This window comes from Rhodanobacter sp. FW104-R8, assembly GCF_001617365.1.
In the GTDB taxonomy this organism is placed as follows: domain Bacteria; phylum Pseudomonadota; class Gammaproteobacteria; order Xanthomonadales; family Rhodanobacteraceae; genus Rhodanobacter.
Map to the genome: position 1 here is coordinate 46,668 of NZ_LVJR01000123.1, position 8,814 is coordinate 55,481.

Here is an 8,814-nt window from a genome sequence, read left to right on the forward strand (position 1 = left end):
CATCATCCCACGCCGTTCGCCGCAATCGTGTCAGTACCTGGTGAACGCGTACCTCAGCCGAACAGGCGCGGCCCGAGGATCAGCGCCCAGCTTGCCACCACCAGCAGCAGCAGAATGAACACCGCCGCCGAGCCCATGTCCTTGGCGCGGCCGGCCAGTTCGTGGAATTCGGGGCTGACCTTGTCGACCACCGCCTCGATCGCCGAATTGAGCAGCTCGGCCGACAGTACCAGCGCCGGCGCCAGGATCAGCGCGAATTTCTCCAGCCCGCCCTGGCCCAGCCACAGGCCGAGCGGGATCAGCACGACCGCCAGGCAGGCCTCCAGCCGGAACGAAGCCTCGTGTCGCCAGCCGGCCCGGAGGCCCTTCATCGACCACAGGAACGCGTTCCAGAGCTGTTTCGGACCACGAAAACCTTCGGCGGCCATCAGCGACGCCGCCCGCCCGGCTGCAGGTGCGCCGGCGATATCAATGCGATGGACATGGACGGCAAACTCCCTGGGATCAGGCCGGTTCAGGCGGCCGATGATGCCACAAGCACTGGCGCCGGGCGCCCGCCGCGGCTTCCCGCCTTGCCGCAGTGCAGCTACGCCGTGATGGCGAATGGGTTACGCTTCGTCGGTTGTGGCTCATCCATGGGCCACATGGCAGTGGCGCGTGCCGGCACGCGCCACGGTTCGAACCCCGCACGGAAAACCTATGGCAACCCAGAACCCGCCCGTCTCGCAGACGCGGTCCTTCAGCACCGTCTTCCTGATCGAAATGTGGGAGCGCTTCGGCTTCTACGGCATGCAGGTGTTGATGGTCACCTACATGGTGAAGAAGCTCGGCTTCGTCGACAGCAAGGCCAACCTGATCTGGGGCGCCGCCGCGGCGCTGATCTACGCCACGCCGGCGATCGGCGGCTGGGTCGGCGACAAGCTGATCGGCACCCGCCGCACCATGCTGCTCGGCGCCGTGGTGCTGACGCTGGGCTACGTGATGTTGTGGGTTCCCACCAGCAACGCCTACTTCCTGTACGTCGCGCTCGGCGTGATCATCGTCGGCAACGGCTTCTTCAAGCCGAACGCCGGCAACCTGGTGCGCAAGATCTACGAGGGCGACGACACCAAGATCGACAGCGCGTTCACCATCTACTACATGGCGGTGAACATCGGCTCGACCATCTCGATGCTGCTGACGCCGTGGATCCGCGACTACGTGGGCGCGAAGTACGGCGACGCCTGGGGCTGGCATACCGCGTTCGGCGTCTGCGCGGTCGGCCTGGTGCTCGGCCTGGTCAACTACACGCTGATGCACCGCACGCTGGCGCACGTCGGCTCGCCGGCCGACGACAAGCCGGCGGATCTCAGGCGCCTCGGCACGGTGCTGCTGGCCGCGATCGGCATGGTGTTCGTCTCCGCCTTCATCCTGCAGGACCAGACCGTCGCCAAGTGGTGCGTGTACGCCGCCGGCGTGGTGATCCTGGGCATCTTCGCCCACCTGATCCGCAGCAGCGAGCAGCATGAGCGGGCCGGCCTGATCGCGGCGCTGGTGCTGACCGTGCAGACGATCTTCTTCTTCATCTTCTACCAGCAGATGTCGACCTCGCTGAACCTGTTCGCGCAGCGCAACGTCGACCTCTCGTTCGAGCTGTTCGGCCTGCACCTGTTCAACTGGATCCCCGAGCAGTTCCAGTCGCTCAACGCGATCTGGATCGTGCTGCTGAGCCCGGTGCTGGTGTTCGCCTACAACACCATGGGCAAGGTCGGCAAGAATCCGTCGGTGGCGGCCAAGTTCGCCTGGGGTTTCGCCGCGGTGGCGATCGGCTTCTTCATCTACGGCGTCGGCGCCCGCTTCGCGGTGAACGGCCAGGTCTCCTCGTGGATCATGGTGTGGGGCTACGGCCTGTACTCGCTGGGCGAGCTGCTGGTGTCGGGCCTCGGCCTGGCGATGATCGCGCGCTACGTGCCGGCGCGGATGGGCGGCTTCATGATGGGCGCCTACTACGTCGCATCCGGCATCTCGCAGTACCTGGGCAGCGTGGTGGCGAACTTCGCCAGCATCCCCACCGACATCAAGGATCCGCTGGTGTCGCTGCCGATCTACACCGCGCTGTTCAACAAGCTCGGCTTCGCCGGCGTGGCCTGCACGGTGATCGCGCTGGCGATGCTGCCGCTGATGAAGAAACTGTCGAGCAGCCATTCCGACTCCGTCGCCAGCAACCCGCTGCCGCCCGTGCGCAGCGAGGAATTCAACACGCCGTCGTGATCCGCCGGGCCCGTCGCGCACGGCGCGCCGAGCCCGCCGGTTTCAGCAAACCTGGATGACCGCCATGCCGCACCGGCATTCCCAACGCATCGGCCCGTTCGCACTGACGCGCACGCTGGCGTGGTTGCGGATCTGCGCCATCGCGGGCCAGAGCACCGCCGTGCTGGTGTGCGCCTGGTGGATGCGCCTGAGCATCCCTCTGTTGCCGCTGCTGCTCGGCATCGGCCTGCTCGGGGTGTTCTCGGTGTTCGCCGCGTGGCGGCTGACCCAGCCGTGGCCGCTGCGCGAGTGGGAGGCGGTGGGCCACATCGCGTTCGACACGCTGGTGCTCGGCTACTTGCTGTACTTCACCGGCGGCGCCAGCAACCCGTTCATCACCCTGCTGCTGGTGCCGATCGCGCTCAGCGCCGCGGCCCTGTCGGGCCGGGCGGTGCTGGCGGTGGCTGCCCTGGCCGGCGTCGCCTACGTGATCCTGCTCTACTCGTTCGTGCCGTTGCCGCTGCCGATGCCTGCCGGCTCGACCAGCCGCTTCACGCTGCACGTGGTCGGCATGGGCGTGAACTTCGTGATCATGGCGCTGCTGCTGAGCTTCTTCATCAGCCGGCTGGCCCGTGTGCTGCAGTTGCAGCAGCTCGAGGTGCAGCGGGTGCGCGAACGCGCGCTGCGCGACGAGGGCATCCTGGCGATCGCCACCCAGGCCGCCGGCGCCGCGCACGAACTCAACACGCCGCTGTCGACCATGCGCACCCTGCTGCCGGAGTTGCGTCGCGAGCATGCCGGCGATGCGACGCTGGCCGAGGACCTGGCGCTGCTGGAAGGCCAGGTCGACCGCTGCCGCACGATCCTTCGCGAGATGGTCGCGTTCGGCAAGGCGCAGCTGTCGCAGGAGCCGGAGCGGCTCACGGTGGCCGCGTTCATCCACGGCTGCCTGGAGCGCTTCCAGCTGCTGCGGCCCGAGGCCGAACTGGATCTCGCGCTGGACCCGGAGATCGCCCGCGTCGTGCTGCGCACGCCGCCGGGCCTGCGCCATGCGTTGCTCAACCTGCTCAACAATGCCGCCGATGCCTCGGCCATCAACCAGTCGCACGCGGTGGCGCTGCAGGTCGCGCGCGACGGCGACTGGCTGCAGCTGGGCGTGCGCGATCACGGCCCCGGCTTCGACGCCACCGGCGAACTGACCCTCATCGGCCACTCGCAGAAGCAGACCGGACTGGGCATCGGCCTGGCCCTCGCCGAAGCGACCGCCGAACGGCTCAACGGCGAGCTGGTCGCCAGCAACACCGGGCACGGCGCCGAGGTCTGCCTGCGCCTGCCGCTGGCGGTGATCGCCGAAAAATGACCCGCCGGGCACGCTTCCGGCAGAATGGGCCACCGAGCCACCTCCAGGAACCACCGCCATGACCGAGTTGCCCCACGCCGCCACGGCCCGCCCGCTGCTGCTGGTCGACGACGATGCCACCTTCCTGCGCGTACTGGCACGCGCATTGGCTTCGCGCGGCTTCGAGGTCATCACGGCCGGCAACTTCGACGAGGCCCGCGCGCTGACGCGGCGGCATCATCCGCGCTACTGCGTGCTCGACCTGAAGCTGGGCGAGGAAAACGGCCTGCGCCTGATTCCCGAACTGCACACCCTGGTGCCGGACCTGCGCGTGCTGCTGTTGACCGGCTACGCCTCGATCGCCACCGCGGTGGAGGCGATCAAGCGCGGCGCCCACGACTACCTGGCCAAGCCGGTCGACGCCGACGCCGTGGTGCGCGCCCTGCTCGACGGCGACAGCGACGTCGAGGACAGCGACCTGCCGGACACCCCCGAGCAGCCGCTGGCACTGCGCCGGCTGGAATGGGAACACATCCAGCGCGTACTGACCGAGTGCGACGGCAACATCTCCGAAACCGCCCGCCGCCTCGGCATGCACCGCCGCACCCTGCAGCGCAAATTGAGCAAGCACCCGGTGCGCGAACGCCCCGACCGCGAAGACTGACCAGGGCGGCACGCGTAGGAGCGCACCCTGTGCGCGATAGCTCTTGGCTTGGTTCGGCGATCAGGGCATCGCGCACAGGGTGCGCTCCTACAGAAGCAGAGGCGCCGTCTAAGGCTGCGCGACGCTATCGGCCGGCACCGGCGCCGGCAACTCCGCGGTGCCGTCGTCCTCGTCGCTGAAGAGCGCCACGTGCGGCACGCCGTCGGCACCGATCCAGCCGCGGTACATGCCGTCGGTGTTGAACGGGATCGAGATGTGGCCCTCCGCATCCAGCGCGATCGCGCCGCCGTTGCCGCCCATCGACGGGATCTCCTGGTTGATCACCTCGGCGGCGGCGCGCTTCAGCGGCACGCGCATCTGGGTGACCTTCATGCAGATCTCGTGCGCGGCCACGGTGCGGATGTAGAACTCGCCCCAGCCGGTGCCCGACACCGCGCAACCGCTGTCGGCATAGGTGCCGGCGCCGATGATCGGCGAGTCGCCGATGCGGCCCCAGCGCTTGTCGTTCATGCCGCCGGTGGAGGTACCCGCGGCCAGGCGGCCTTGCGCATCCAGCGCCACTGCGCCGACCGTGCCGAAGTGCCTGGCCGTCTCGACGTCCGCATGCGGCTGCTTCGCGGCATCCTCCTTCAGCGCCTTCTGCAGCTGCTGCCAGCGTTCCTCGGTGCGGAAGTACGACGGATCGACCAGGGTGATGCCGTGCTCCCTCGCGAAGGCCTCGGCGCCAGCGCCGGACAACATCACGTGCGGCGACTGCTCCATCACCGCGCGGGCCAGCAGGATCGGGTTCTTCACCCCCTGCACCCCGGCCACCGCACCGGCACGCAGCGTGTTGCCGTCCATGATCGCCGCGTCCAGTTCGTTCTTTCCTTCGTGGGTGAACACCGCGCCCTTGCCCGCGTTGAAGTTCGGATCGTCCTCCAGCACGGTGATCGCCGCGGCCACCGCATCCAGCGCGCTCCGGCCCGCCTTGAGCCGGGCGTAGCCGTTCTGCAGCGCCTGGGTCATCGCCGCGCGCACCGCCTGCTCCTTCGCCGGCGTCATGTCGCGCTTGATCACGCCGGCTCCGCCGTGGATCACCAGCACGGGCGGGACGGCGGCGTGGCTCATGGCGGCAACCCCAAAAGCGGCGAAGGCAAGGAACAGGCGGTGCGGTCTCACGTGGGCGTTCTCCCGGACAACGGCGCGAGTATACCGGGGCCCGGTTTGTCACTTGGGCGCGAAACGCACCCGCTTGCCGTCCAGTTCCGGCTTCATGCCGACGAGGTCGGCCACCCGCTGCAGCGCCGTGCCCGCCGGCATGTCGTCGAACGACAACGTGACCGGGGCATTGCCCAGCGCGTCCGGATTGACGAGCGTCCAGCCCGCCTTCGCCGCTATCGATTCCGCCACGGCGCCCGCCGTGCCGTTCGTGACATGTTCGGTGACCTTGACCGGAGAGGCTTCGGCAGCCACACGTGCCGGACAGCCCGCCTGCGGCGTGACGTCGATGGCATACGCATGCTTGCCGTCCACTCCGCTACCGGCGGCGTGCAACGTCTTGCCGAGCGCACCGTGCAACTGGCCGGGTACCTGCGGCGGGGTGCCGGCGCCGGTCACGGCAAGATCGATGCGTACCTGTCCATCGCCGGCGGGCACGGTGGTCGCTTCGACCTTCAGGGCGCCCACGCTTGCCGCCGCGGCCTTGCCGGGCGCCATGCACAGCGCGAGGACCGCCGTCTCCACATGGCGCTTGTGGCCGTCGTCGTTCGTCAGCTCGACTTGCATGTCCAACTGGTATTCCGGACCCTGGACCTTCCGGGCCGTGCGCTCTCCTTGCGGCGCACTGGCGGCATAGACCGAACCGGCCACGATGACGGCGAGTGCGAGGCCGGCGATCGTCCCGGCTTGCCGACGCCGGCGGTTCGGTGATGGCAGTTTCAACATGGCAATACGCTCCGTAAGTGGATGACGAGGGGACCACGTGCACCCCACCGGCAGCGCGAACGCGGCCGATTGGGTCTTCAACATCGCGTTCGCATAGCTGCGGCGCTGTTTCCCGTGCTCGCGCAGCACGGCGGCGTCGCAGGCCAGTTCCTGGTCTTGGCGCAGCGCGGCCAGCGCCCACCATGCCAGCGGGTGGAACCAGCACAGCGCGGCAAGGGTTCGCGCCAGCAGGCACCACCAGCCGTCGCGGCGGCGCGCATGGGCGGCCTCGTGGGCGAGGATCAGCGCACGCTCGCCGACGTCGTAGCGCTGCTCGAAATCCGCCGGCAGCACGATGCGTGCGCGCCAGGCGCCGACCAGGGCCGGGCCGACATCCGTGCCCGCGGCGCGCAGCACCGGCCAGCGGGAGGACAAGTTGGTCACGGCCGTGGCTCCACGCAGCCGGGCGCGGTAGTGCTTCTGCGCGAGCACGGCCAGCAGCAGGCTCAACACGCTGCCGGCAAGCCAGACCAGCACGACGCCAGCGCGCCAGTCGGGGGCACTTGCGCGTGCGGCATCCGCCGGCAACGCGCCGGCAACCGAGATGATCGCGATCACCGCTGGCGGCAGCGTCGCGACCGGCGCCGCCGCCAGCGGCAGCTGGCTGGCCAGCATCGCCAGCGGCGGCAGCAGCCACAGCTGGAACGCGCGCTCGGCGCCGAACAGGCGGCGGCACGGCTTGCGCAATGCGGCCACCAGCAGCGCGGCGGCGGTGAAGGCGAGGATCAGCAGCCAGCCGCGCCCGAGCCAGTCGATCCCGAGCCAGTCCATTCCAACCCGCTCAATGCTGTTCATCGTCGAGCTCCTGCAGCAGCTTGCGCAGTTCGGCGATATCCTTCTTCGACAGCTTGCGCTGTTCGGAGAAGTGCGCGACCAGCGGCGCCACGCGGCCGCCGAACAGGCGGTCGAGCAGGCCCTTGCTCTCCTGCTGGACGTACTGCTCGCGCTTCAGCAGCGGCGTGTAGAGATAACGGCGACCATCGCGCGCGGCGTGCACGGCCTTCTTCCGCAGTAGACGATTTAGCAGGGATTTCACCGTGCCCTCCTGCCAGTTCTGCGTCGGACCGACCTCGGCGAGGATCTCCTCGGCGCTGCGCGGGGCTTCGCGCCACAGCACATCCATCACCACCGCTTCCGCTTCGCTGATCGCCATGAGTCATCGTTTACGCGTGTAAGTGAAATGATGTTTACATGCGTAAATGCTCACGTCAAGCCGTGCCGCAATGCCACGCGAGGCGCGGGGTCCATGCCATGTCCAACCAATGGTTTCAGTGACGTCGCAAACAGGGTCCGTGACGCCTGGTCTGCCGCTGGATCCGACCGTCGTCGTACTGCGCGCGCGCTGAATGCGAGCCCGCGCGTTGCCGCAACAGCATGTGCGGTCAACGTGGCGCGGCTGCGCCTGCCTGCCACGTCCAGCGATCGTCGGGCACCGGCGTGCCGTCCTGCGTTTGCGGAAAGACCACCGCGCTGCGCGGCGCCACGTGCAGCTGCATGCCCGCACGCAGGCCGAGCCGGGCCAGATCCTCGCTCGCGACATCCGCTTCCAGCGTCTGCTCCGGCGCATCCACGGCAAGCTCCAGGTGCGCGATGCTGCCGGCGGGATAGACATGCCGCAGGCGCGCCGTCCAGCCGGGCTGCGCGGCAGACGCGTCCAGCGCGAGATGCTCGGGCCGCACGTAGGCGACCGCGCGCGCATGCCGGCCCTGCCACGGATCGTCGCCGAGCACCCACGTGCCGGCGGCCAGCCGGCCTTGTTCGCAGCGCAGCGGCAACCGATTGACCTTGCTGATGAACTCGCATACGAACGGCGTGGCCGGCTGCTGGTAGATGGCCTCGGGCGAACCGACCTGCTCGATCCGCCCCCGGTTCATCACCGCGATGCGGTCGGCAAGTTCCAGCGCCTCTTCCTGGTCGTGGGTGACGAACACCGTGGTCAGGCCAAGCTCCTCATGCAGCTCGCGCAGCCAACGACGCAGGGCGACGCGCACCTGTGCATCCAGCGCGCCGAACGGTTCGTCCAGCAGCAGCAGATCGGGCTCCACCGCCAGCGCGCGGGCCAGCGCGACGCGCTGGCGCTGGCCGCCGGACAGCTGCGCCGGATAGCGGCTGCCGAGGCCTTCCAACTGCACGCGCTTCAGCAGCCGCTCCACCCGTTCGCCGACCTCGGCGCGCGAAGGACGTGAGCGCCGCGGACGCACGCGCAGGCCGAATGCGATGTTCTCGGTCACGGTGAGGTGGCGGAACAACGCGTAGTGCTGGAACACCAGGCCGACCCCGCGCTCGCGCGCATGCATGGCGAGGAAATCCTCGCCGTCGCGCGAGACGCCTCCGCTGTCGGGATAATCCAGCCCGGCCAGAATGCGCAGCAAGGTGGTCTTGCCCGAGCCGGACGGCCCCAGCAGGGCAAGGAATTCGCCCGGCGCGATGGTCAGGCTGACATCGTCCAGCGCGGGAAAATCGGTGAAGCGGCGTTGCAGGCGGGAAAGTTCCAGGGTCATGCGGCGTCCTTCAGTGGCCGCCGGGCGCATGGGCGGCGATCTCGTTGCCGTAGCGCCATTCCAGCAAGGTCTTCACGGCAAGCGTGACCAGTGCCAGCAGGGCGAGCAGCGAGGCC

The 8,814-nt window shown here is 68.9% G+C and carries 8 protein-coding genes; 3 read left to right on the plus strand and 5 right to left on the minus strand.

Annotated features, from left to right (window positions below; translation table 11 throughout):
- Positions 1-53: 53 nt before the first annotated feature.
- The gene (locus RHOFW104R8_RS16505) at positions 54-428 is read right to left on the minus strand and encodes a diacylglycerol kinase (protein ID WP_068093410.1); all 375 of its coding nucleotides are present in this window, start codon (positions 426-428) and stop codon (positions 54-56) included.
- A gap of 271 nt (positions 429-699) precedes the next feature.
- Between RHOFW104R8_RS16505 and RHOFW104R8_RS16510 the strand changes: the two genes are divergently transcribed.
- The 3 genes from RHOFW104R8_RS16510 to RHOFW104R8_RS16520 all read left to right on the plus strand — a co-directional run bounded on the left by RHOFW104R8_RS16510 (position 700) and on the right by RHOFW104R8_RS16520 (position 4,232).
- Entirely contained in the window at positions 700-2,250 is a 1,551-nt protein-coding gene (locus RHOFW104R8_RS16510) for a peptide MFS transporter (protein WP_068093408.1), read from the plus strand.
- A 64-nt stretch (positions 2,251-2,314) separates the two neighbouring features.
- Entirely contained in the window at positions 2,315-3,589 is a 1,275-nt protein-coding gene (locus RHOFW104R8_RS16515; protein WP_068093514.1) for an ATP-binding protein, read from the plus strand.
- 58 nt (positions 3,590-3,647) lie between these two features.
- Positions 3,648-4,232, plus strand: a complete 585-nt coding sequence (locus RHOFW104R8_RS16520) for a response regulator transcription factor (RefSeq protein WP_068093406.1) — start codon at positions 3,648-3,650, stop codon at positions 4,230-4,232.
- Positions 4,233-4,340: 108 nt separating this feature from the next.
- Here the strand turns inward: RHOFW104R8_RS16520 and RHOFW104R8_RS16525 are convergent, their stop codons facing one another.
- The 4 genes from RHOFW104R8_RS16525 to RHOFW104R8_RS16540 form a co-directional block, all read right to left on the minus strand.
- Positions 4,341-5,342 carry an isoaspartyl peptidase/L-asparaginase family protein gene (locus tag RHOFW104R8_RS16525; protein ID WP_068093404.1) on the minus strand — a complete coding sequence of 334 codons (1,002 nt, stop codon included), beginning with the start codon at positions 5,340-5,342 and terminating at the stop codon, positions 4,341-4,343.
- A 99-nt stretch (positions 5,343-5,441) separates the two neighbouring features.
- Positions 5,442-6,992, minus strand: a complete 1,551-nt coding sequence (locus RHOFW104R8_RS16530) for a M56 family metallopeptidase (protein WP_068093402.1) — start codon at positions 6,990-6,992, stop codon at positions 5,442-5,444.
- On the minus strand, positions 6,979-7,350 hold the full coding sequence (locus tag RHOFW104R8_RS16535; protein ID WP_068093400.1) for a BlaI/MecI/CopY family transcriptional regulator: 372 nt from the start codon (positions 7,348-7,350) through the stop codon (positions 6,979-6,981). Before RHOFW104R8_RS16535 ends, RHOFW104R8_RS16530 begins: the two co-directional genes overlap by 14 nt.
- A gap of 229 nt (positions 7,351-7,579) precedes the next feature.
- Positions 7,580-8,698 (minus strand): sulfate/molybdate ABC transporter ATP-binding protein, encoded by a 1,119-nt coding sequence (locus RHOFW104R8_RS16540; protein ID WP_068093511.1) that lies wholly within the window; start codon positions 8,696-8,698, stop codon positions 7,580-7,582.
- Positions 8,699-8,814 lie beyond the last annotated feature (116 nt).